Source organism: Microbulbifer mixtoriginis (SeqCode) (assembly GCF_052467515.1).
In genome coordinates this window covers 482,385-506,120 of record NZ_CP174314.1, presented here as the reverse complement: position 1 = coordinate 506,120, position 23,736 = coordinate 482,385, and the positions used below count along the sequence as shown (strand labels likewise).

The following is a 23,736-nucleotide window of genomic DNA, read 5'->3' as shown; positions in this document are numbered from 1 at the left end:
AAAGAGGCAGTCATTTTTTCAATCCTCTCCGTGATACTTACGTTTACGCGCCTGGTTTTGCACAGATCGATACATCTGGGATAGCGCTCTCTCCCCTGCCCGTTTCTGCGCCAGAGTTTGACCGTTACGGCTTAGTTCATGTTGCAGTTTTTGCCAATTGCGCAAGCGCCGATCATCCAACGAACCGCCCGTTATTGCCTCTTGTACCGCACAGCCTGGCTCCGATTGGTGCTGGCAGTCAGAGAAGCGACACTCTCTGGACAAGGCCTCAATATCAGAAAAAGTCTCCGCCACGCCATCTTCAACATGCACCAACCCCAGCTCCCGCATTCCAGGGCTATCGAGTAACAACGCTCCCCAACTCAGGGAGTGAAGAGAGCGTTTCCGTGTAGTGTGGCGCCCTTTGCTGTCGGCTTCACGAATGGTCCCAGTCTCAGCCAGGGATTCGCCAGACAGCGCATTTAGCAAAGTGGATTTACCCACTCCAGAAGAACCTAACAGCGCGATAGTTTCCCCAGGTAAGCACCACTGGCGCAGCTGTGCCACGCTTTCTTGATCCAGGCTATTTACCATTGCAACAGGTAATTCACCGAATGGGCGCAAAGCCTGAAGAAAAGGGGCAGTATCTTCACACAGGTCGGCCTTAGTCAGTATCAAGTGTGGGCGGCAACCGGACTCCCGCGCCAGAGCCAAATAGCGCTCAATGCGTGAGAGGTTAAAGTCATCATTCAGGGACGAAACAATAAAAACACTATCGACATTGGCGGCGATCATCTGCACCTGATGCCCCCCAGGTGCCATGCGCTCAAACTGGCTGCTACGGCTCAACAAACGCATAAAATATCCACTGCTCTTCTCTAACAACAACCAATCCCCCACCGTCGGCAAATTAGCCACAAGACTCCCGGTTAGGGGAAGGGACACAGCCCCCTTCTCGCCGGCCAATTCCAGGCGACTGCGGTGTACAGCCATAACCCGCAGCGGCAAACACTGTTCGAGTTCGTCGAGTGTCAGCTGCTGTTGGAAAAAAGACTTCCAACCAAGTTTTTGTAGCGGAGAAGCTTCCCGCTCAATTTTGATAGATGGGGATTTAGTGCCGAATCTATTAACAGACCGGCGGGTAAAGTGAGATTTACTCAAGATTGAAACCCTCTGGGCGCAACAAAGCACCAAGCGACCGCAGATACGCGGCCAACAGAGCTTTCTCAGGGAAAGCCCGACGTCTAGGAATCTATCGCCGGGCGTGGGCAGCTGGAGGCTGCTACTGGACCCGACGGAGGGTTGCAACAATCATCAATCATCCTCCGCAGTTATTGAGTTTTGGACTCCGCCATTGTACTTGGCGGGTTATGGGCAAATTAGCACTACCAGGGGACAGGAGCAAGTCTGTAATCCTGGGAAGCCTCTTAGTAATTGCCCCGCCACAAAAAGCAAAGCCGGCAAAAGCCGGCCTTCGAATCCGATTACAGCGAGTGCATCACCTTTCTCGACTCACTATAACCCGATCAGTTGAGTATAGATCCGGCTTTTTCTTTCGCCATCACGTTTACTCGGGAAGCATCTTCTCCTGCGAGTGTTTCCACCAAGTGACGAATTTATAAAGGTTTTATGACACCCCCAACCACCTCCCCCAGACCTCCACCTCCTCGGGGTGGGAGGCCGTCAATGCGTGACTGCGATTCAATACCAACTGAGAGAACCGCAACAAGTACAACAAAAAATGGGAAGCGCTATGCCAACAACAAAATTTACAGGCCCCGGCACAAGGGCGGGGCTGATTCTGGGGGCAGTCTTCTGCTCCATCCAATTACCGGTTTGGGCATCTGACACACCAGATCCCACAGAGGTCAATATTCCCGGCAACCTACAAAGCCAACTGGGCTGCGATGGCGACTGGCAACCAGGTTGTGTTGCCACCCTGCTCCGCTATGACAGCGAAGACGACAAATGGCAAGGCAGCTTTTGGATACCCGCCGGCAACTGGGAGTACAAAGCCGCTCTCAACAACAGCTGGGATGAAAATTATGGCTGGGGCGGCCAGCAGGACGGCGGTAATATTTCCCTCAGCCTGGATGAGGCCCGCGAAGTTAAATTTATCTACGACCACGAGACTCACTGGATCACCGACAACCACAATAGCGTGATCGCCGCTGTAGCCGGCAACTTCCAATCCCTGCTCGGGTGTCCGGGAGACTGGCAACCCAGTTGCCTACGCAGCTGGATGCAGGATGCCGATGGAGATGGCACCTACACCTTTATCACCTCAGCGCTGCCTGCCGGTTCCTATGAATTCAAGGTAGCCCTGCACGAAGGCTGGGAGGAGAGCTACGGCAACAATGGAGCTAACGTCAGCTTTACCGTGGCTGCCGATTACGACGAAATCTACTTTGCTTTTGACTCGAATAGTAAAGAAGTAACCGTCAGCAGTGACGGCTTCGCCAAGGGCGACCTGAGCAGCAATAAAGCGCACTGGGTGGATGCCAGCAGCTTTGCCTGGGATATCCAGGTGCAGGAAGGTGCAAAGGTTAAATTGCACTACAGCAACAGCGCCGAGCTAAAACTGGAGGACGGTGATATCCGCTCCGATGGCACCATCGATCTCACCTCTATCGCAACCCTGCCCGACAGCGCCCAACAAAAATTCCCACACCTGGCCAGTTTCAGTGCCTGGCAATTGCCGGGGCAGGCTTCCACTAGTGATCTGGTCACCCAGCAGCTCGCCCTCGCCGCTTACGATGCAGAGGGCAAGTTACTGGATGCGACTGGTGTACAGATGGCCGGCGCCCTCGATGACCGCTTCTACTACGACGGTGAACTCGGTGCTCGTGTCGGCGAGGAGATTATCCAGCTCGATCTTTGGGCACCCACTGCACGGGCAGTAAAGCTGCACCTGTTTACAGACCCCAGCAGCAATAGCGCCGATCAGGTGGTATCCATGCTGCGCGATGAATCTACCGGGGTTTGGAGTGCCGATATCGATAAGCAGTGGGACCGCAGCTTTTACCTCTACGAGGTCGAGGTGTACTCCTACTTCAGCCGCCAGATTGAAACCAACCTGGTCACCGACCCCTACTCCCTGAGTCTCTCCATCAATAGCGGCAAAAGCCAGATCGTCAACCTGGATGACCGGGACCTGAAGCCGCGCGGTTGGGACCGCCTGCGCAAGCTCAAGTTAACCCAGCCGGAAGATATCAGTATCTACGAGCTGCACGTACGCGATTTCAGTATTGCGGATCAAACTGTCCCCGAAGCAGAGCGCGGCACCTTCAAGGCTTTCACCCGCAAGCACAGCGACGGCATGCGCCACCTCAATAAACTGGCCCGCGCCGGCCTCACCCATATCCACCTGCTGCCGGCCTTTGACTTTGCCACAGTCAATGAAGATCGCACCCAGCAGCAGCAAACCCCGGACCTCTCAGACTACGCATCGGACAGCAGCGAGCAGCAGGCCCAGGTGGATTCTGTTCGCGATACCGATGGCTTTAACTGGGGCTACGATCCATTGCACTACACAGTCCCCGAAGGCAGCTATAGCAGCGCTCCCGATGGACCTGCGCGCATTCGCGAATTCCGTCAAATGGTGCAAGGGCTATCCCACTCCGGCCTGCGACTGGTGATGGATGTGGTTTACAACCACACCAGCTCCTATGGCCAATACGACAACTCCGTACTCGATAAAATCGTCCCCGGCTATTACCACCGCCGCAATCTGGAGGGCGGTGTGGAAATGAGCAGCTGCTGCGCAAATACCGCCAGTGAGCACGCCATGATGGAAAAGCTGATGATCGATTCCCTGGTCACCTGGGCCCGGGCCTATAAGGTGGACAGCTTCCGTTTCGATCTCATGGGACACCATAGCCTCGACAATATCCTCAAGGCGCAAGCGGCATTGCAATCACTGACCCCGGCAGCCGATGGTGTCGATGGCAACGCTATCTATCTGTACGGCGAGGGCTGGAATTTTGGCGAGGTGGCTGACGATGCTCGCTTTGTACAGGCCCGCCAGGGCAATATGGCCGGCAGCGGTATCGGCACCTTTAACGATCGCCTGCGCGATTCCGTGCGTGGTGGCAACCCCTTCGGAGGCTTTGAGGAGCAGGGCTTTGGTACCGGTCTGTTCACCGACAGCAACGGTAAGTTTGAGGGAGAAGATGAGCGTGCCACACTGCTAACCCTGGCAGATAAAGTCCGCGTTTCCCTCGCCGGCAACCTGGCGGATTATCCTTTTGAAGATGCCAACGGCAATATCATTACCGGCAGCGAGCTAGTCTATAACGGCCAGCCCACCGGCTATACCGCCGACCCGCAGGAATCCATTAATTATATTGCCGCCCACGACAACGAGACGCTGTTCGACGGAGTACAGATCAAAGCCAGCGACAGCGCCGACTTGGCTGAACGAGTGCGTATCCAGGCATTCAGTAATTCCCTGGTTCTGTTCGCCCAGGGAGTGCCGTTTATCCACGCAGGCCAGGATTTCCTGCGCTCAAAGTCGATGGATCGGGACAGTTACAACTCCGGTGACTGGTTTAATGCACTGGACTTCAGCCTCGCCACCGATAATTGGGGTATAGGTTTGCCTATCGCGGATAAAAACGAAGATAACTGGTCCCTGATGCAACCTTTACTGGCAAACCCGGAATTGGCTCCCGAGCGCCGGCACCGTTTGTGGAGCTCCGCTCTATTCCGCGAGCAGCTGGCGATTCGCAAAAGCTCTCCCCTGTTCCGCTTGTCTGATGCAGAGTCCGTAGAGGCACACCTCAATTTCCTCAACACTGGACCCGACCAGATTCCTGGGTTGATTGTGATGGAGTTATCCGATTCCAATGGCAGCATCGATCGCCGCTTTGAACGTATTGTGGTGCTGTTTAATGGCGATAATGAAATGGTGGAATTTAGCAGCGAAAACCTTATTGGTGAGTACCTGTTCAAGCATCCACGTCAGCGCCGCTCGGTAGACTCACGCCTGCACAAAGTGAAATTTGATCGGAGCAGCGGCACCTTTACCCTGCCCGGCCGAACTACCGCAGTATTTGTGCAGCCACGCCGCAGATATTAATTCTCTGCAGATTAAAAAAGGCCGGATTTTCCGGTCTTTTTTTGGATTTTTTAGAAACTTATTTCCGGCTCTCACCAAATAATAAACCCAGAATTGTCATATTCCGCAGATTGATTTAGCGTGTGCCTAAATAATAAATAGGTGTACAAATCATGAAGCGTTTCCTTCTCAGCAGTATCGCAGCGACTCTTTTCTCTTCCTCAGTACTGGCAGAAACCATTATCCACGCAGGCACACTGCTCAGTGTTCCCGGTAAAAAACCTTTGAAAGAGCAAAGCGTAATAATCGAGGATGGCAGGATTACTTCCATCCGCCCTGGTTATGTGAACAGAGATGATGCCGAAGTCATTGATCTTAAGGACAGCTTCGTAATGCCGGGCTTAATGGATATGCACGTTCACCTGCAAACTGAGTTGGGCCCCAAAAACGATTCCGAAGCCCTAAAGATGTCCATGCCATTGACCCAAATGCGCTCGCAAATGTTTGGCATGCGTATTCTGAAATCAGGTTTTACCACTGTACGCGATGCGGGTAATAGCGGTGAAGAAATGTATGCGATGCGCGATGCTATCAATAATGGCTGGGTAGATGGCCCACGTATTATCGCAGCCGGCGGAGTGGGTATTACCGGAGGGCACGCAGATATCAGTGGAGTCAGCCCCGAGTTAATGGCACTGCATGACGATAAAACCAGAACGGTATGCGACGGCCCCTATGATTGCCGCCGCGCGACCCGTCATGCAATCAAATACGGCGCTGACTTTATCAAGATTACCTCTACCGGTGGTGTACTTACCGATCGCGCTACAGGTACCGGCCAGCAGATGGAAATCGATGAGCTAAAAGAGGTGGTCCTGGCAGCCCAGCGCATGGGTCGCAAAGTGGCCAGTCATGCGCATCAGGAAGAAGGGATTATCGCCGCACTGGAGGCCGGTGTAGACAGTATTGAGCACGGCACCTACGCAGGTCCCCGCGCCCATAAGCTATTTAAAGAAACCGGCGCTTACCTGGTTCCGACTCTCCTCGCCGGCGATACCGTGGTACAGCTGGCAAAAAATACCGATGTCTTATCTGAGGCTCAGAAGGAAAAAGCCATTCGTGTTGGCACAGATATGCGCGGCAATTTCCGTAAAGCGGTCGATGCCGGAGTAAAAATTGCCTTCGGTACCGACTCAGGTGTATCCAAGCACGGCATCAATGCCCGCGAGGCGGTACTGATGAGTGAAGCCGGTATGGACAATATGGCCATCCTACAATCCGCTACCGTTAACGCCGCCGACCTGATCGATATGAGCGATTCACTGGGCACCATTGAGTCCGGTAAGTACGCCGATATTATCGCCACCGATGGCTCGCCACTGGATAATATTGAGGAACTCTTAGACGTGGACTTTGTGATGAAAGGTGGCAAGGTCTTTAAAGATTAGAAGCCCAATATTTTAGGAGCTTCTGAATTATTCAAAGCCGAACTCCAAATACTCGAGCTGACTTTAATTAATTTCCACAAAAAAAGGCCTGGATTATCCGGCCTTTTTTTGTGGGGGTGTCTGAAGGAGGTTAAAAGTTATTTTTCTTCTTTCCCTTCCTCATCCTCATTTTCAATCAAATGGCCAAGCTTGCCTTTCTTGGTGGACAAATACTTGGCATTGTGAGGATTGCGCCCGGACTGGTGCGGCAGGCGCTCAGTCACATTTATACCCAAGTCCTCCAACGCTTTTACTTTGCGCGGGTTATTGGTCATCAAGCGAATGGCATGAATACCCAGGTGGTCGATCATCGCTTTCAGAATTGAATAATCCCGCATGTCGGCGCCAAAGCCGAGCTGCTCATTGGCCTCCACGGTATCCGCACCGCAATCCTGCAAATGGTAAGCACGGATCTTGTTTAAAAGGCCTATGCCACGGCCCTCCTGGCGCAGGTAGAAAATAGCTCCACGTCCTTCCATGGCAATGCGGTGCATGGCATGTTGCAACTGGGCACCACAATCGCAACGCAGGGAAAACAGGGCATCACCGGTCAGGCATTCCGAGTGAATGCGGGCTAACAAGGGTTCATTGGTGTCGAAATCCCCCATAGTGAGCACCACGTGCTCTTTACCGGTTTCCACTTCCTCGAAGCCGTGCATTTCAAACATACCCCAGGAAGTGGGCAGCTTTGAGGATTCCACATAACGAATGGTCAACTTAATACCTCTTCACGTCAGTTGCGGGCGCGCAGTATCAGCACACCCCTCTGCTGTTCCATATCTAACCGGCCGAGAAAACTGTTTCCCAGAAGCACCACTTGGGGAAAGTTATCAGTGTGCACGGTAGCTTCTACATTGTGTAATTTAATGCCACCGATAGTGACACTGCTGAGATTGATCAAATAAGCACTGGTGATACCACTGGCCGTCGACACCGGTATGCGCTTGGCACCATTAAGATTTAAGCGCAGACGCTGGGCGGTGGGGTAATTGATTGCCAGAGTGGTCGCCCCGGTATCCACCATCACCGGAACCCGCATCCCATTAATCCAGGCATCGGTATTGAAATGGCCACGACTATCTCCCATCAAACGCACTTCGGCGCGCTCAGCCTGGGCATAGCTTGCGGCGATGGGCGCATCCAGGGTGAGCTTCTGTTCGCGTCCATTCACGCGAACACGCGCGTAACTGGTCGTCGATTCAATCAGGCCAACCCCTTCCGGTGATTGTTGGCCTGCCTTAAGAATGCGTTGGCGGCCATCGATTTCCAGCATGGCGCTATCGCCAAACAAACCCTTCAGCTGTACCTGTTGTGCCCAGGCTGTACTGGAAACCAGTAACCCCAGCAGAAGCCAAAATGCCTTGTGCATCGATAATCCCTATCCGCTAACCCCCTACAAAAAACACGGTTATTTGCAATATTAAAGCCGCATAAACGGCGGCCAGTATATCGTCGAGCATAATTCCGACGCCACCCTGTACCCGCCGATCTGCCCAACCGATGGGCGGTGGCTTGGCGATATCGAACAGGCGAAAAAGTACGAAACCGTAAAGTGCCCAAATCCAGCCAGCCGGGGCCATAAACATAGTGAGCCAGTAGCCCACCATCTCATCCCAAACGATGCCCCCATGGTCATGTACACCGAGCTTCTTTGCCGCAGCGCCACATAAATAACACCCCACTAAACCCGTCACCACTAGGATTCCCAGGTACCAAGATGGGGGGAGATCTTTCATCAGCCACCAAAAAGGTATGGCAACCAGGGTGCCAAAAGTACCCGGTGCCTTGGGTGCCAACCCCGAACCAAAACCAAAAGCCAGCAGCAGAGTAGGATCGCGCAAAAGCTCGGAAAAACTGGGGTTATGTATTCTCATTGTCTTATTTCCAAAGCCACCACCGGCACTTCCGGGCCAATACCATTTAAAAATGCTGATAGCCAGTGACAGCTGGCGACCAAGGGTTGCCATTATGCCAGCAGCGCACCCCGGTACCGCCCTCAACGAGGGCGCCGATAGCAGTTACTTTCAGGCCCAGTTGGTCCAAATCTGCAACCCGCTGCTGGGGAACGGTAAAACAGAGTTGGTAATCATCGCCACCGCCTGTAGCCAGAGCCATTGCTTTCTCTGCGGCAAGAGTTTGCGCCAAGGGAGAAACGGCCAATCGCTCCAGATGAATATCAGCGCTGACACCGCTGGACTCACAAATATGTCCCAGGTCCGCGAGCAGACCATCGGAAATATCCAGAGCCGCACTGGCCAACTCGGCAATCGCCGCAGCCACAGGGAATTGGGGTTCGGGATAATAGAAGGCGCGTTCACACTGCAACTGCACATCGGCATTCACCCGCTGCTCTCCCAGCACCACCGGCAGAGCGGCGGCAGCAGCACCTAGAGGACCGCTGACATAAACGTGATCACCGGGGCCGGCAAGATCTCGGCGCAGTGGCGATTCCGTGTGTCCGATCACCTGAATGGTGATCGACAAAGGGCCCGCAGTGGTATCGCCCCCCACCAAAGAAACACCAAACTGTGCCGCGGTCTGCAGCAGGCCATCGGCAAATTTGCGCAACCAAACTGCATCACTGTCAGGTAGGGTCAGGGCCAGAGTAAACCAGAGCGGGCGCGCATTCATTGCCGCCAGGTCACTGAGATTAACCCTGAGTGCACGCGCGGCAATAGCAGCGGGGTCCGCATCAGCGGGGAAGTGGCGGCCTGCCACCAGGGTATCCATAGAGGTGGCCAGCTGCCCCGAGGCGGGTGCCTGCAGGAGAGCGCAGTCGTCACCTATACCCAGAGCAACCCCTTCGCCCACAGGAGCACTGGCGAAAAAATCGCGGATAATTTCAAATTCGCCCGGCGCAGTTCCCATAAGCGTGACTTCAGGACTTCTTGTCTGCAGCCACTTCCGCAGCGCGCAGGTCTGCAGCAGTCTTATCCAGGATGCCGTTGATGAACTTGAAAGCGTCGGTGGGGCCGAATTTTTTCGCCAGTGCCACTGCTTCGTTAATCACTACTTTGTAGGGCACATCGATGCGGTTTTTCAGTTCATAAGTGGCCATGCGCAGCAGGGCGCGGGACACCGGGTCCAGATCTTCCACTTTGCGATCCAGATGGGAGGAGTAAGCGCCTTCCACTTCGTCGAGGTTTTTGGCTACCCCGTGGAAGATATCGCGGAAATATTCCACGTCGGCTTTGCTCATATCGTTGTCGGTATGGAACTCGGCTTCAATCGCATTGAGGCTGGCGCCGGCCATTTGCCATTGGTAGAGCGCCTGCATGGCGTAGTGGCGCGCCTTGCGGCGGGCAGATGCAGTTACGGTCATTGTCTTTTCCGGTAGATACTTCTCAGAATGGACAGCGCCAACGCAACTGGCCGGCGCTGTGGCAATTAGATTTTGCCGAGTAGGGAAACCATTTCCAGGGCGGTTTCGGCGGCTTCACAACCTTTGTTGCCAGCCTTGGTGCCGGAGCGCTCGATAGCTTGCTCAATGGAGTCCACAGTCAACACACCAAAGGTCACCGGAATACCGGTATTCAGGGATACCTGAGCCAGACCTTTGGTGCACTCACCAGCGACATATTCGAAGTGCGGAGTGCCGCCACGAATCACCGCGCCCAGTGCAATAATCGCATCAAATTTTTTGGTTTCCGCCAGCTTTTGCGCGGCCAGCGGGAATTCGAAGGCACCGGGGGCGTAATAGATGGTGATATCCTCATCCTTGATGCCCTTGCGGCGCAAGGTATCGAGGGCGCCATCTTTGAGGCTCTCAACCACAAAGCTGTTCCAACGGCTCACCAGCAGCGCGTACTTACCTGTACTGCCGACAAAATCCCCTTCAATCACTTGAATGTTGCTCATAATGTCCAATCCGTATTTCTTTCCATACCCGTGCCATTTCAAATGCGCCGGGAAACATTCTGTTATTACTCTTCGACGTTCAAGTACTCTTCCACTTCCAGTTCAAAACCGGAAATAGCGCTGAACTTAAACGGCGCACTCATCAGGCGCATCTTGCGCACCTTGAGATCACGCAGTATCTGCGAACCAGTACCCACCTGCTTGTACACTAAGTCCTGGCTGGGGCGCTGCTGCTTGCCGCTGATCAGCCAATCGATACTCTCCTCGATTTCCTCGGTGGTCTCGTTATGGCAGATCAATACCACCACACCTTTGCCCTCTTTCTCGATGCGCTGCATGGCGCGGCGGAAAGTCCAGGGGACAAATTTTTCATCACCGCGCTGAATCGTGAGCACATCTCGCAGGGTGTTGCCCACATGTACGCGCACCAGGGTTGGCTCCTCCGGCGTGGGCTCGCCTTTAATAAAGGCGAAGTGGCGCTCGCGGCGGGCCTTGTCGAGATAGGTGCGCAGTTTAAACTCGCCAAACTCGGTACGCACTTTGCGTTCGTTGACGCACTCCACGGTTTTCTCGTTGAGCGCGCGGTAAGTAATCAAGTCGGCAATGGTGCCGATCTTCAGGTTGTGCTCCTTGGCGAACTTTTCCAGATCCGGGCGGCGTGCCATGGTGCCATCGTCATTCATGATTTCAACGATTACCGCGGCCGCCTCGAAACCCGCCAGGCGAGAAAGATCACAGCCGGCCTCAGTATGGCCGGCACGGCTCAGTACGCCACCGGGCTGGGCCATAATCGGGAAAATATGTCCGGGCTGAACGATATCGCTGGGTTTGGCATTTCTATTTACGGCGGCGCGCACGGTACGCGCACGGTCCGCAGCGGAAATACCGGTGGTCACCCCTTCGGCAGCTTCGATAGAGACGGTGAAGTTGGTGCTGAACTGGGCACCGTTATCCCGCGACATCAGCGGCAGGTCCAGCTGCTCACAGCGCTCCTTGGACATGGGCATACAAATCAGGCCGCGGGCATGGGTAGCCATAAAGTTAATATCTTCGGCGCGCACCTGCTCCGCTGCCATCACCAGGTCACCCTCGTTTTCGCGATCCTCATCGTCCATCAGGATCACCATTTTGCCCTGGCGGATATCGTCGATCAGTTCTTCAACCGTATTTAATTCCATTGCTAACTCTGGATAAATTAATCAATTGCAAATTGAGCGGCTTTCCCTGCAGTTACACTCACCCGCCCTCACTGGCGCGGCATGCCGGGATAAAGCCAGCTAGCGCTTGTAAAACCCGTTCTGGGCGAGAAATTCGAGTGTCATACCACCGTCGCTGGATTTGGCCGCCTCCTCGCCAAGAAGCAGGCGCTCCAGGTAGCGTGCGATCAAGTCCACCTCAAGATTGACCCGGGTGCCAGCCACGTAGCCCTGCATAATCGTTTCCTGCAAGGTATGCGGCACAATGGTGAGTTCAAACTCAGCACCGTCCACCGCGTTAACGGTGAGACTGGTACCATCGACAGTAATCGAGCCCTTGTGGGCAATATAACGAGCCAGATTATCCGGTGCGCGCAGGCGAAAACGCTCGGCACGGGCCTCGGATTTACGCCACACCACCTCGCCGATACCGTCCACATGGCCGCTGACAATATGGCCGCCAAGGCGGGTTTGTGGGGTCAATGCCTTCTCCAGGTTGACCCTATCCCCGCGCTTCCAACTGCTGACACTGGTGACATCCAGCGTCTCCGCGGAAACATCCGCCCAATAGCCATCACCGGGCAGCCCCACTACGGTCAGACAGACCCCGTTGGTGGCGATACTATCGCCAAGCTGTACATCGGCGAGGTCCAGCTTGCCGCTCCTAACGCGCACGCGCAGATCCCCACCGCGCGGCTGCAGATCGGCAATCTCGCCGACCGCTTCAATAATTCCAGTAAACATCAGCGCTCGATATCCGTGGTTGCGGTGATGCGCCAGTCGTGGCCGACCGCGCGCATATCGGTAATCGTGATCGGCAGCACCGAGCCCATACGCTCAATGGGCAATTCAAACAGCGGCCGTGCCGTGCTGCCGAGCAGCTTGGGCGCCAGATAGACAATCAATTCGTCTACGTGCCCCCGGTAGAGAAACTCACCGGAAAGGATCGCACCGCTTTCTATCAGTACTTCATTGCATTCGCGTCGGGCCAACTCTTTGAGCAGGGCAAGCAAGTCTACCCGACCGTCCTTGTCCTGAGGCAAAACGACAACTTCGGCACCGGCGTTTTCCAGTCGCTGGCGGCGCTCTGGATCGGCGCGCTCAGTAGTGCACACCAGTGTGGGGGCGTCCCCCTGCAAAATAAAGGCCTTTGCCGGCGTGCGCAGCTGGCTGTCGACAATAACGCGCATGGGCTGAACTTCTGCAGCCTGTTCCGCTTCGAGCAGCTCCAGCGCCATCTCATCGGCGCGCACATTGAGATTCGGGTTGTCGAATCGCACAGTCTCTACGCCAGTTACCACTGCACAGCTGCGCGCACGCAGGCGCTGCACATCGGCGCGCGCAGCCGGGCCCGAAACCCATTTGGATTCACCGCTGGCCATGGCGGTGCGACCATCTAAACTCATCGCAGATTTGCTGCGCACCAGGGGTAACCCCAAGGTCATACGCTTGATAAAACCCGGGTTGAGCGCACGGCAGCGCTCTTCCAGCACTGGCCCCTCTACCTCAATGCCCGCATCGCGCAGTTTCTGCAAACCGCTTCCGGCAACCCTGGGATTCGGGTCTTCCATACCGTAAACCACGCGGGCGACACCGGCCTGTACCAGTGCCTCAGCACAGGGACCTGTGCGACCACTGTGGCTACAAGGTTCAAGGGTCACATAGACGATGGCGCCGCGGGCCCGCTCGCCCGCATCGCGCAGGGCTTCTATTTCAGCGTGGGGTTCGCCAGCACGCTTATGCCAGCCCTCGGCAATTACTTGGCCATTAGCATCGGTGATCACACAGCCGACCCGGGGGTTCGGCATAGTGGTATAGAGACCGCGCTCCGCCAGCTGAATAGCGCGGCCCATCAGTGCCTGGGCACTCTCTACAGCCATTTGACTCATTGCGTTTGGTTTTCCTTACTGGTCAGGCGCTCAATTTCTTCACTGAAGTCGCTGACATCTTCAAAGCGTCGATACACCGAGGCAAAGCGCACATAAGCGACCTCATCCAGCTCGCGCAGCTGCTCCATAACTAACTCACCGATGGCCCTTGCGGGCAACTCGCGCTCACCCGTTGCGCGCAGTGCATGCTTGATTTGGGAGACTGCGGATTCCACCCGCTCGATACTGACCGGGCGCTTCTCTACCGCGCGCTGGATGCCCGCGCGCAATTTGTCTTCATTGAAGGGCTCGCGCTGGCCATTTTGTTTGATCACCCTGGGCAACAGCAGCTCTGCGCTTTCAAAGGTGGTGAAACGTTCATGGCATTCGAGGCACTCGCGCCGGCGGCGCACCTGATCGCCCTCCGCCACCAGGCGGGAATCGACTACTTTGGTTTCTTCTGCGCTGCAGAAAGGACAGTGCATGTGGGATCGTCCCCAGGGGAATGGAAAATGGGCCGCAGTTTATCACAGCCGTTGCCCCCTGTGACTGCACCACGCACCGCTGCGGTGCAGCACACTGTGATACAGCCATAAAAAAAGCGGCTCACCGAGCCGCTTTTTCCAGCAAAGCTAAATTAGGCTTTCTTGTACACAGGAAACTGTGCACAGATCTCCAGAACTTTTTGCTTCACATCGGCGATGGTGGCTTCAACATCGCCGCCTTCCAACGCGTCCAGGATATCGCAGATCCAATGGGTCAGCTGCTGGGTTTCCTTCACGCCGAAACCGCGCGTGGTAATCGCCGGAGTACCGACACGCAGTCCACTGGTGATGAAGGGAGAACGCGGGTCATTAGGCACCGCATTTTTATTCACCGTGATATTGGCATTGCCCAGGGCCTCATCGGCATCTTTACCGGTGTATTCCTTACCGATCAGGTCCACCAGCATCAGGTGATCATCGGTGCCGCCAGAAACGATATTGATACCGCGGTCGAGGAAAGTCTCCGCCATAGCGCGGGCATTCTCTACCACCTTCTTCTGATAAGCCTTGTACTCTGGGCTCATGGCCTCCTTAAAGGAAACCGCCTTGGCCGCGATAACATGCATCAGCGGGCCACCCTGACCACCGGGGAATACCGCGGAGTTCAGTTTTTTCTCGATCTCTTCGTTGGCACGGGCCAGGATAATGCCACCGCGCGGTCCGCGCAGGGTCTTGTGAGTGGTGGAGGTCACCACGTCGGCGTGGGGAATAGGCGATGGGTATTCACCAGCGGCAACCAGACCGGCTACGTGGGCCATATCTACAAACAGGTAGGCACCCACTTTGTCGGCGATTTCGCGGAAACGCGCCCAATCCATGACGCGGCTGTAGGCGGAAAAACCTGCCACGATCATCTTGGGCTTGTGCTCCAGAGCCAGACGTTCCACTTCCTCGTAATCCACCTCACCGGTTTCCGGGTTCAGGCCGTACTGCACCGCATTGTAGATTTTGCCAGAGAAGTTGACGCGGGCACCGTGGGTCAGGTGGCCGCCGTGAGCCAGGCTCATTCCCAGCACGGTGTCACCGGGGGCGCACAGGGCTTGATATACCGCCGAGTTGGCCTGGGAGCCAGAGTGCGGTTGTACATTGGCGTAATCCGCACCAAACAGTGCCTTGGCCCGCTCAATCGCCAGGGTTTCCACTTTATCCACATACTCACAGCCACCGTAGTAGCGTTTACCCGGATAACCTTCTGCGTACTTATTCGTGAGGCTGCTGCCCTGGGCTTCCATGACTTGTGGGCTGGTGTAGTTCTCGGAGGCGATCAGCTCAATGTGGTCTTCCTGGCGAGAATCCTCTTCGCGGATAGCTTCCCAGATTTCGGGATCGTAAGAAGCGAGCGTGACAGATGAATCAAACATGGTGTTCCCTCGGTAATGCGGGCTGAGTAGAGACTGGTGTAACTAGGTACCACTGTGCTCAGGCCTTGCAACTTGGCCTCAGGCGCCAATAGGCCCCACTGACTACTCAAAGAATCCTGAGCATTTTAGAAAGGCGCGCATTGTACACCAAGGCCACAGGGATTGCGCGAAAACCAAAACCCGGCCAGTTAGCCGTGTTTTGGACTATTGATTGCCTTAGAAATGAGCAATTCAGGGGCCGGACTCATAAGCCACCTCTTTAAAAGCTTGTTTTACTCAAATACCTTGTCACTGCTGGCCCTTAAGCTAAGCCAACACCAAAACCATACTAGGATCACCAGTCACTGCCTCATTCTCACACCAGTGACTTATACCCGCCACCAGCTTGTGTGGACCGGTAGGACACCAATAGAAATGTATGGCCTATCCTCCTATTGATTTAACCGTTGATCCCTGTGATAAGAGTGCACCACAGCACTCAGCCTACAAAATAAAAGTGAGGGACTTAATACTCAAACCCTGCGTGGCAATTAACATGCTTGAGCTCAATTTCATTATTTTACAGCCTTTGTATGACTCTAACTCGACAACTGGTTTTGGATAATCTTTAAAATGGTGCCCTTTAATTTCTTTACTGCGCCAAAATCCTCAGGTTGTACCACTTTTTTTTCGCTACTTGATCCACATCAATTCCTCTCTCGAGTCTGCTGGCAACAATAAGCTTCGAAACTGATCGCGGAGGTCTGGGATGAACAACATCTACCGACAACTCTGTTTAGACCATAAAAATATGCAGCAAATGCTCAATGCCTTTGAGCGCTTGCTACAGGACCTTTTTGGAACTCATGAGCGAGACCCTAACACCCTCTCTCTGATTCTTGACGCACTGGATTATTTTTCTGTTTACCCAGATAAATATCATCATCCGGTAGAAGACTTGATTCTTGCTCGCTTGCTGACCAAACCTGTGCATGACCGAAGTGCTATTTATGAAGCGCAGATGCAGCACGAAAAAATTGCTGCAACCACCAAGCATATGTGTGCACTTTTCTATGCCGTAGCCAATGACGCCATGGTTGAGCGGAGAGTGTTACAAGGAGCTAGTAATAGCTATTTGCAGTTACAGCGAAATCATATTGAGCTGGAAAATTCTGCGATTTTCCCTCAAATAGAGCAATATCTACAAGTAGAAGACTGGAAACAAATATACAGGCAGGTCAAGCAGTTAAGAGATCCTTTTTTCGATAAAAACACCAGAAATGTATATGAATCTTTACGCGAATATCTGACTCAACCAGAAACACCCTCACAAGTATTTGCTTAAGATGACCGGGTCATTTCACAAACTATAAAAAGGCGGAGACATGAAAATCAAGCGTCACGGAATCTCTATTGGTATGGAGAGAATTGATGATGATTTCTTCCTGTATATCAAAGCTGTTGGGCAGTTGACCCATGAGGACTACGAATATATTACGCCTTTGCTAGAGTATGCTCTTGAGGGCGTTAAAAAACCACAGGTACAAATGCTGATTGACTTGCGGGATTTTGAGGGCTGGGGTCTGCACGCGATTTGGGATGAATTCAAGCTAACCCTTAAACATGGCAATGAATTCTGCCGCATTGCTGTACTTGGGGATGAAGGCTGGCAACAGCTGGCCACCAAAGTTGGAGGATGGTTTGTAAGTGGCGAAGTGCGTTACTTTGAAAAGCAGCACGAGGCCATGGACTGGCTGTCACAAGCACCGGAAGAAGTAGAGAAAAAAGGTGCAGAAAAGGAATTAGCTTTCTCCACACACTCCTGATAAGTAGTGGATTCCGGGGGCGTTTTCGCCCCCTTTTTTATTTTTTGAGACTCAAACCCTTATCCTCTCCAGAAAAAACTTTCGCCACTTCAAAGACTTCTAAACCTCGCCCTCATAACCACAGTGGGTTCCCGCTATTTCACTAAGCCCCAGTAAATTTTGAATCTGCACTACCCTGCCATTTACTTGGATAACCCCCTGCTTTTGAAATCGAGTAAACAGACGACTCACCGTTTCTGCAGTTAATCCTAGGTAATTGGCAATATCTGTACGCGACATTGAAAGGATAAATTCATTGGGGGAATAACCTCGACAGGCATAGCGACTGGAAATATTCATAAGCAATGCGGCAAGGCGAGTATCTGCAGAACGCTTGCCAAGCAGCATTAAAATTTCATTCTCCTTACGCAACTCTTCGGAAAAAATGCTGTAAATCTGTTGCTGCAAGGCCGGAACCTGTTGCGCCAGTACTTCCAGTTGAGCAAAAGGCAGAAGACAGACACTGCTGTCTTCTAACGCCTCAGCATAGCTAGAGTGAACACGGGTACTATAAGCATCGAGGCCAAGTAATTCTCCCGGCAGGGCAAAATGTGTTATCTGGGTATCACCATCTGCGGCAATTACTACATTTTTAAAACTGCCAGAGCGAATCGCGTAGAGATTTTGAAATGAATCGCCAGCCCGGTAGAGAGATTCTCCGGCCTTTATGACCTTCTTTTTTCCAGTGACCTGTTCGAGGCGATCAATCTCTTCCAGAGACAGGCCCGCAGGCAAACAGAGACGCCTGACAGAGCAATTACTGCAACTTACTGCCACTGGTGAATCAGCCATACCCAAATCGCCTTTTTACAATATAGGAAAATTGTAACGGTATTATTGAAAAGCGTCGCCACTCAGAAATAAAACACTAAATATTAAAAAATTAGTATCAAGGCCAACCATCTTTCTAAAATAACGGACTAATATATACTACGTTTACACAATTTCAGACATTACTCTTCTACATGAAAATAATGACTAGCGGGTACTTCTGGGCTTATCTAAATAAACAAAGGCCTGCGAAATCAATGAACTTTTCGGTAAATCATTGATTGGCAGATAACAGGGTATCTATCACCATTTTCTGCTGAGCTTTACCACTTGGATCTGCATCCGTTTTATAAGCACAAAATTCATTGGCCCAAGGAGAAGTACGGACCCGAACCGGTGGATCTTCACTTTCAACAACATCTAAAACTACCTGCGCCACCTGCCCGGCACTCTGGTAAAGACGGGCCGTTTGTTCTGGTGTGCGCCTCTGGATACCACTCAGATATTGTGCGAATAAGCCCTGGTAATCCCCTTCTGGCACACCACCATCCACTTGCAGTTGAGATAAAACACTGTTGGCAAATTCAGAGTAAATGCCACCAGGTTCAACCGCAGTGAACTGAATGTTAAAGCTGGGCTGGATATAGCTAGCCATAGCCTCTGTGTACCCCTCTACAGCAAACTTGGCAGCACAATAAAGTTCATTAAACGGCTGCCCCACTAACCCACCCACAGAGGAAATGTTGATAATCCGACCGCTGCGTTCCTTTCGCATATGGGGGAGTACCGCCTTGGTGCAACGCACTACCCCGTGGAAGTTCACATCCATAACCCACTGTGTCTCTGCTTCTGAGGCCATTTCGGTGGTTTTCACAAAGCCGGCACCGGCATTGTTAACCAAAATATCGATACGCCCCTGCTCCTCAATAATGGTGTTCACAGCATGTTGAATACTTCCTGCATCCTGCACGTCTAGCGCTAAAACGTTGAGCTTGTGCCCAAGCCCGGCATCTTTCAGCAGTGGGCCCACTTTGTCCAAATCCCTCATGGTGGCGTAGACAACATACCCCCGCTTCGCCATTTTGGTGGCCAAACTCTGCCCCAAACCTGTAGATGTTCCCGTAATCAGTACTACTTTGCCCATAGACCCACTCCAACACTCAGAAAAAGTACACTGCCTGGTGTATGTTACACCTTTAACCCACAAAGTAAACCATCTAGTTTACATTATTATAGTCTTGCGGCTTCACCAGCCATGCCCGGGCCGGCAGGTTAGTGAATGGCTTTTCAGCCATAAGGAAGAAGCTGTTACCATTACCGCCAATTTTTCCGGCTGTTGAATCGATGCCTCCGGCCCGGGTAACAGCTCCCACACTTATCTCCAATACAGTTATTACTATGAGCATCGCCGATCTGGATTTTATTAAGACTCTCCCCAAGGCAGAGCTGCATTTGCACATTGAAGGCTCGCTGGAGCCAGAACTAATGTTCGAGCTTAGCCGGCGCAATAAAATTGAAATCCCCTTTTCCAGTGTTGAGGAAATTAAGGCTGCCTATAAGTTTCACAACCTGCAGTCCTTCCTGGATATTTACTACCAGGGAGCCTCGGTCCTTATCCATGAACAGGACTTTTACGATCTAACCATGGCCTACTTGCAGCGCTGTCGTGAAGATAATGTTGTGCACACTGAAATTTTCTTCGACCCCCAAACCCATACAGAAAGGGGTATTGATATCGGTGTGGTTATTCGGGGCATCCACAGCGCCTTAAAAGATGCCGAATCTGAGTGGGGAATTAGTAGCCACCTGATTCTCTGCTTCCTGCGCCACCTGAGTGAGGAAGAGGCCATCACTACTCTGGAATCCGCCAAACCTTACCTGGAATTTATTAAGGGTGTTGGCCTGGACTCCTCAGAACTGGGACACCCCCCCAGCAAATTCCAGCAAGTCTTTGCCATGGCTAAAGAATTAGGCCTGGAGAGGGTCGCTCATGCGGGGGAGGAAGGGCCAGCTGAATATATTAAAGAGGCCCTGGATTTACTCGATGTAAGCCGCATAGATCACGGCGTGCGCTGTGTGGAAGACGAGGCTCTGATTGGGCGACTTATCGATCAGGAAATTCCCCTCACTGTATGCCCTCTGTCCAACACCGCACTGTGTGTTTACGACGATATGAGCCAGCATCCCATATTACAGTTATTGGAGCGCGGGCTCTGTGTCACGGTAAATGCCGATGATCCGGCCTATTTCGGCGGTTACGTAAACCGCAATTACCAAGCACTGAGTGAAAGTCTTGGCATGACCAAGAAACAGGCAAAACAGCTGGCTATCAACAGCTTTAAGGCCAGCTATATTTCGCAAGAACAACAACGAAAATGGGCCGAGGTCATCGCCGCTATTTAATTAAGGCAACTCTAACGTAAAAAATTTGAAAAATTTTATAGGGCCTGCTAATTATTTAGCCTGGGCCCTTTTAATCAACTAAGCCTATCAAACTCTGATAGAGTGCTTAATCAGTCTTCATCGTAACCGTAATGGGTTCCGGCCAGTTCACTGAGACTGATCATATCCAGTATTTCCACCGCCCGGCCACTTACCTTAATCAGCTTTTCTTTTTGAAAACGTGAAAATAATCGACTTACGGTTTCTGCAGTTAATCCAAGGTAATTGGCAATATCTGTGCGCGGCATAGACAACACAAATTCACTGTGCGAATAACCGCGGCGAGCATAGCGGCTGGAAATATTAATCAGCAAAGCCGCTAAGCGGGTATCAGCCGATCGCTTGCCCAGCAGCATTAAAATATCATTTTCCTGACGCAGCTCCTCAGAAAAAATACTATAAATCTGTTGCTGCAACGCGGTGACCTGATTAGCCAGTAATTCCAGCTGGGTAAAGGGCAACAGGCAGACACTACTGTCTTCCAGCGCCTCAGCGTAACTGGGGTGTACGCGGCTACTATAGGCATCCAGCCCCAACAGCTCACCTGGCAGGGCAAAGTGAGTGACCTGCGTATCGCCATCCGCTGCGATAACCACAGTTTTAAAACTGCCTGAACGAATAGCGTAAAGGTTTGCAAAAGGATCACCGGAGCGATACAAGGTCTCACCGGCTTTTACAATTTTCTTACGGCGCGTAACCTGCTCTAGTCGATCGATATCTGCTTGAGATAACCCCGCAGGCAGGCATAAACGTCTAACCGAGCAGTTGCTGCAACTAACCGCTACTGAGGAATCCATCATACTAAACCAGTCGGTAAACTAATTTGCGGCTATTGTACCCGCTGTGAAGACAATCGTCTCCTGTAGAACATTAAAGAACACGAGAATATTGCGCATCAGTTAGCTGACTGTGTAAGTAAATATCAAAAGCCGAGGCAACATTGCGTACAAACCAGCGCCCCTGCTCCGTGACGCTGATCTTTTTTTCATCCTGATAAATAAGACCATCCTCAAACATGGGTTCCAGTCTTTTAAGCTCCTGGAAAAAGTATTGATTAAAAGGTACGCCAGTGCGACGCTCAACCTCAGTTTTATCCAGGCTTAACCGGCACATCAGTTCAGTAATAACCCACTGACGCAACTTATCTTCATCACTCATTAACCAGCCTCGACACGAAGCATTACCCCGCTCAGTCACGGCCTGGGTATATTCTTTCAGACGGTGCAGGTTCTGCCAGAAACCATTACGGCTGTAGCTGATTGCGGAAGCCCCCAGTCCAACTAACGCATCGGCGGGCATTAATGTGTAGCCTTGGAAATTCCTCTGCAACATCCCCGCATGAGCGGCCTTGGCCAGCTCATCTCCCGGCCGGGCAAAATGGTCCATACCCAGGAATTCATAACCGGCCTGGCCCAAGTGCTCTACCGCAGCCAGCTGCATTGCTACTTTTTCTGAGGCGGAGGGAATAAGTTCCGTATCGATAAGACGCTGGGCTTTAAAACGATGGGGTAAATGCGCATAGTGATAGAGGGCAATACGATCCGGCTGTAAATCTAGCACCTTATCCAGGGTGCTGTGCAAACTGCTGAGGTTTTGTTTGGGCAAACCATAAATCAGATCATAGGAGATAGATTCGAATCCCCGCTCACGCGCCGCAACCGTTAATTCAGTCACCTGGTCGGCACTGCAAATTCGGTTGATGGATCTCTGCACCTCGATATCAAAATCCTGCACGCCCAGGCTCAAGCGATTAAATCCGAGCTCTCTTAGGGTATCCAAGGTCTCCAGCTCCAAGGTGCGTGGATCGGCTTCAATGCTGTACTCCACTCCATCGCCTGGGCGTAAATCAAAAATCTCACCCAGTCCTTCCATCAAGCGGCGCATATCTCCATCGCTGAGGAATGTGGGTGTACCACCTCCCAAGTGCAACTGGGTGACCGGTACCTGGGCCACCTTGTCCCGATACCAGCGAGCTTCCTGCAAGAGGTTATCCAGATAGCTGGAGGCGAGACCGTATTGGGAAGTAATTACCTTGTTGCAAGCACAGAAATAACAGAGAGAACGGCAAAAGGGGATATGCACATACAGGGATAAGCTGCGAATATTTTTTAGCGCATCCCAAGGTTTGATGCTGCCATCCAGAGGTTTAAATCTATCGGCTGTGGGATAAGAGGTGTAGCGCGGGCAGGGGCCACTGTATCGGGATAACAGTTGTTCTGATAGGCCACCTATAGTGCTTTTAGTCTCTTGCATCATATTTCCACAACCTCAATCAATTGTTTGCGACAGCCTCCCGCACAAACTAAAAGGCAGTCGCCGAGCTCCCACGGGGAAAACCGCAACGACTGCCACACTCCAAAACTAGAGTGCTGCCACCTTAGAAGCGGTAGCCGAGACCCGCCATATAAACCAGCGGGTCGATATCTACTTTAGCGGTGACATTACCCACACCAGGTACCTTTACGGTGGCGTCGGTATCAATATCCATCCAGAACACGGACATATTAAACAACCAGCGCTGATCTGCGCCGAAGGCGAAGTCGATACCCGCTTCAGCCGCCAGACCGAAAGAGTTATCCAAGGACAGTTTTGAGTCTCCAGTTGCGCCAATGCCTTTAAGGGTGGCATTACCGGTGCTGCTAACTTCCTCATCAAAGAAAGCGGTGTAGTTCACCCCCAGTCCTACGTAGGGCTGGATTGTGGATTGAGTATCCATTGGGTACCACTGCACTAACAGAGTGGGTGGCAAATGCTTGGTTTCACCCAGATCAAAGTTGCCAAGGCCTTCACCAACAACTTCGATATCGTGACTAAAAGGCGTTGCTGCAACCAGCTCCACGCCCCAGTGATCGCGGAACATATACACACCGGTCAGACCCAGGGCTGAGCCGTTGTCCACATCAACCCCAGTATTACCAATCTTGCTCCCATTCGCAGACAGTGCGCTGGAACTGGTGTCGGGCGCTACTGTGGCCATACCACCGCGCAAAATAAAGCTGCCCTCTTCGTAGGCCAGTACCGGTGCAGAAAGTACGGCTGTCAGGGCGGCTGTCGCACAAGCAGTTATACGATTCATTAACTTCTCCATATAGCGATTTAGCATTTTTCCCGACTTTGGAAGGCCCCCTCCAGGCACAATCACAAGTCGCAGGCAGGTTAACCGCTGGCCGCAATCGTGAGCTTGATCCAAATCAAGCTGTAGAATTTCGCGGAATTAAAAGCAGCGTATTGCCCATAACACTTGTCTTGCCAATCATCAGATGGCCTTCCGAGCGGGGCAGCGAAGATAGCGATAGGGGGGTAATGAAGGAACGGCTAGGGGGCTA

The 23,736-nt window shown here is 52.5% G+C and carries 23 protein-coding genes; 5 read left to right on the top strand and 18 right to left on the bottom strand.

Annotation, left to right across the window (positions count from 1 at the left end; all coding sequences use genetic code 11):
- Positions 1-18: 18 nt before the first annotated feature.
- Positions 19-1,140: a ribosome small subunit-dependent GTPase A gene (rsgA, locus tag ACJJIT_RS02015; RefSeq protein ID WP_444899802.1), complete on the bottom strand. Its 1,122-nt coding sequence runs from the start codon at positions 1,138-1,140 to the stop codon at positions 19-21.
- A 592-nt stretch (positions 1,141-1,732) separates the two neighbouring features.
- On the opposite strand from rsgA, the gene pulA reads away from it, so the two are divergent.
- Both pulA and ACJJIT_RS02005 read left to right on the top strand, forming a co-directional pair.
- Positions 1,733-5,059: a pullulanase-type alpha-1,6-glucosidase gene (pulA, locus tag ACJJIT_RS02010; protein ID WP_444899801.1), complete on the top strand. Its 3,327-nt coding sequence runs from the start codon at positions 1,733-1,735 to the stop codon at positions 5,057-5,059.
- Positions 5,060-5,211: 152 nt separating this feature from the next.
- Positions 5,212-6,486, top strand: coding sequence for an amidohydrolase family protein (locus ACJJIT_RS02005; RefSeq protein WP_444899800.1), 1,275 nt, complete (start codon positions 5,212-5,214; stop codon positions 6,484-6,486).
- Positions 6,487-6,623: 137 nt separating this feature from the next.
- On the opposite strand, the gene ribA is transcribed toward ACJJIT_RS02005, so the two are convergent.
- From ribA to glyA, 11 genes are all read right to left on the bottom strand, one after another.
- Positions 6,624-7,241 (bottom strand): GTP cyclohydrolase II, encoded by a 618-nt coding sequence (gene ribA, locus ACJJIT_RS02000; RefSeq protein WP_252083347.1) that lies wholly within the window; start codon positions 7,239-7,241, stop codon positions 6,624-6,626.
- A 17-nt stretch (positions 7,242-7,258) separates the two neighbouring features.
- Entirely contained in the window at positions 7,259-7,894 is a 636-nt protein-coding gene (locus ACJJIT_RS01995; protein ID WP_444887219.1) for a retropepsin-like aspartic protease family protein, read from the bottom strand.
- A gap of 16 nt (positions 7,895-7,910) precedes the next feature.
- A complete protein-coding gene (locus ACJJIT_RS01990; RefSeq protein WP_444899799.1) occupies positions 7,911-8,399 on the bottom strand; it encodes a phosphatidylglycerophosphatase A family protein in 489 nt (162 codons plus the stop codon).
- 46 nt (positions 8,400-8,445) lie between these two features.
- The gene (gene thiL / locus ACJJIT_RS01985; protein WP_444899798.1) at positions 8,446-9,393 is read right to left on the bottom strand and encodes a thiamine-phosphate kinase; all 948 of its coding nucleotides are present in this window, start codon (positions 9,391-9,393) and stop codon (positions 8,446-8,448) included.
- Between the two features lie 10 nt (positions 9,394-9,403).
- The gene (gene nusB / locus ACJJIT_RS01980) at positions 9,404-9,847 is read right to left on the bottom strand and encodes a transcription antitermination factor NusB (RefSeq protein WP_152454909.1); all 444 of its coding nucleotides are present in this window, start codon (positions 9,845-9,847) and stop codon (positions 9,404-9,406) included.
- 65 nt (positions 9,848-9,912) lie between these two features.
- The gene (gene ribH / locus ACJJIT_RS01975) at positions 9,913-10,383 is read right to left on the bottom strand and encodes a 6,7-dimethyl-8-ribityllumazine synthase (RefSeq protein ID WP_152454910.1); all 471 of its coding nucleotides are present in this window, start codon (positions 10,381-10,383) and stop codon (positions 9,913-9,915) included.
- A gap of 65 nt (positions 10,384-10,448) precedes the next feature.
- Entirely contained in the window at positions 10,449-11,561 is a 1,113-nt protein-coding gene (gene ribBA / locus ACJJIT_RS01970; protein WP_252083351.1) for a bifunctional 3,4-dihydroxy-2-butanone-4-phosphate synthase/GTP cyclohydrolase II, read from the bottom strand.
- Positions 11,562-11,660: 99 nt separating this feature from the next.
- Positions 11,661-12,323: a riboflavin synthase gene (locus ACJJIT_RS01965; RefSeq protein WP_444899797.1), complete on the bottom strand. Its 663-nt coding sequence runs from the start codon at positions 12,321-12,323 to the stop codon at positions 11,661-11,663.
- The gene (gene ribD / locus ACJJIT_RS01960) at positions 12,323-13,468 is read right to left on the bottom strand and encodes a bifunctional diaminohydroxyphosphoribosylaminopyrimidine deaminase/5-amino-6-(5-phosphoribosylamino)uracil reductase RibD (protein ID WP_444899796.1); all 1,146 of its coding nucleotides are present in this window, start codon (positions 13,466-13,468) and stop codon (positions 12,323-12,325) included. Before ribD ends, ACJJIT_RS01965 begins: the two co-directional genes overlap by 1 nt.
- Positions 13,465-13,932: a transcriptional regulator NrdR gene (gene nrdR, locus ACJJIT_RS01955; RefSeq protein WP_252083353.1), complete on the bottom strand. Its 468-nt coding sequence runs from the start codon at positions 13,930-13,932 to the stop codon at positions 13,465-13,467. Before nrdR ends, ribD begins: the two co-directional genes overlap by 4 nt.
- 152 nt (positions 13,933-14,084) lie before the next feature.
- Positions 14,085-15,353 carry a serine hydroxymethyltransferase gene (glyA, locus tag ACJJIT_RS01950; protein ID WP_252083354.1) on the bottom strand — a complete coding sequence of 423 codons (1,269 nt, stop codon included), beginning with the start codon at positions 15,351-15,353 and terminating at the stop codon, positions 14,085-14,087.
- A gap of 748 nt (positions 15,354-16,101) precedes the next feature.
- Here glyA and ACJJIT_RS01945 point away from each other — a divergent pair.
- Both ACJJIT_RS01945 and ACJJIT_RS01940 read left to right on the top strand, forming a co-directional pair.
- Positions 16,102-16,677: a hemerythrin domain-containing protein gene (locus ACJJIT_RS01945; protein WP_444899795.1), complete on the top strand. Its 576-nt coding sequence runs from the start codon at positions 16,102-16,104 to the stop codon at positions 16,675-16,677.
- A 40-nt stretch (positions 16,678-16,717) separates the two neighbouring features.
- Entirely contained in the window at positions 16,718-17,158 is a 441-nt protein-coding gene (locus ACJJIT_RS01940) for an STAS/SEC14 domain-containing protein (RefSeq protein ID WP_444882796.1), read from the top strand.
- Positions 17,159-17,257: 99 nt separating this feature from the next.
- Here ACJJIT_RS01940 and fnr (ACJJIT_RS01935) read toward each other — a convergent pair whose 3' ends face one another.
- The 3 genes from fnr (ACJJIT_RS01935) to ACJJIT_RS01925 all read right to left on the bottom strand — a co-directional run bounded on the left by fnr (ACJJIT_RS01935) (position 17,258) and on the right by ACJJIT_RS01925 (position 19,341).
- Positions 17,258-17,989 (bottom strand): fumarate/nitrate reduction transcriptional regulator Fnr, encoded by a 732-nt coding sequence (gene fnr / locus ACJJIT_RS01935; RefSeq protein ID WP_444899794.1) that lies wholly within the window; start codon positions 17,987-17,989, stop codon positions 17,258-17,260.
- Positions 17,990-18,242: 253 nt separating this feature from the next.
- Entirely contained in the window at positions 18,243-19,112 is an 870-nt protein-coding gene (locus ACJJIT_RS01930; protein ID WP_444899793.1) for an SDR family oxidoreductase, read from the bottom strand.
- Between the two features lie 73 nt (positions 19,113-19,185).
- Positions 19,186-19,341 carry a hypothetical protein gene (locus ACJJIT_RS01925; RefSeq protein ID WP_444899792.1) on the bottom strand — a complete coding sequence of 52 codons (156 nt, stop codon included), beginning with the start codon at positions 19,339-19,341 and terminating at the stop codon, positions 19,186-19,188.
- A 25-nt stretch (positions 19,342-19,366) separates the two neighbouring features.
- On the opposite strand from ACJJIT_RS01925, the gene ACJJIT_RS01920 reads away from it, so the two are divergent.
- Entirely contained in the window at positions 19,367-20,371 is a 1,005-nt protein-coding gene (locus tag ACJJIT_RS01920; protein ID WP_444899791.1) for an adenosine deaminase, read from the top strand.
- Between the two features lie 110 nt (positions 20,372-20,481).
- Here the strand turns inward: ACJJIT_RS01920 and fnr (ACJJIT_RS01915) are convergent, their stop codons facing one another.
- From fnr (ACJJIT_RS01915) to ACJJIT_RS01905, 3 genes are all read right to left on the bottom strand, one after another.
- Positions 20,482-21,207: a fumarate/nitrate reduction transcriptional regulator Fnr gene (gene fnr / locus ACJJIT_RS01915; RefSeq protein WP_444882801.1), complete on the bottom strand. Its 726-nt coding sequence runs from the start codon at positions 21,205-21,207 to the stop codon at positions 20,482-20,484.
- A 73-nt stretch (positions 21,208-21,280) separates the two neighbouring features.
- Entirely contained in the window at positions 21,281-22,663 is a 1,383-nt protein-coding gene (gene hemN, locus ACJJIT_RS01910) for an oxygen-independent coproporphyrinogen III oxidase (protein ID WP_444899790.1), read from the bottom strand.
- Positions 22,664-22,787: 124 nt separating this feature from the next.
- Positions 22,788-23,486: an OmpW/AlkL family protein gene (locus ACJJIT_RS01905; RefSeq protein ID WP_444882803.1), complete on the bottom strand. Its 699-nt coding sequence runs from the start codon at positions 23,484-23,486 to the stop codon at positions 22,788-22,790.
- Positions 23,487-23,736: the final 250 nt, after the last annotated feature.